The following is a 274-nucleotide window of genomic DNA, read 5'->3' as shown; positions in this document are numbered from 1 at the left end:
TTACAACTGTTGATACTTCTGCACGTCCTGTTTGGGATGAAGCTGGAGAGATTTTAGTACAAAAAGGCTTAGCTAAGGAAAGAATAAATGCAATCAGAGTTCCTGAATCAGTCCTTTCAAAAGAGCAGGAATTATTAAAAATTATTGAGGAAGTATTCCAATATGTCGATAAAGAATGGGAGACGGAGTTTGTCAGTGTTCCTAAGCTGACAGTATTACAAAATTAAAAAAGAAATATTGGGAGATTAAAAGATGTATAAAACAAAGCAGGATA

1 protein-coding gene is annotated in these 274 nt (G+C 33.9%); it reads left to right on the top strand.

Annotated elements, in window-relative coordinates; translation table 11 throughout:
• Window positions 1-227 (top strand): hypothetical protein (locus STRDD11_RS13850; RefSeq protein ID WP_164828527.1); only part of this gene is annotated, 227 nt, incomplete at its 5' end.
• Window positions 228-274: the final 47 nt, after the last annotated feature.

It is taken from the genome of Streptococcus sp. DD11 (assembly GCF_001578865.1).
GTDB classification, from domain to species: Bacteria; Bacillota; Bacilli; order Lactobacillales; family Streptococcaceae; genus Streptococcus; species Streptococcus panodentis.
Note: the sequence above shows the minus strand (reverse complement) of the source record. Positions and strands in the feature narration are given on the sequence as shown.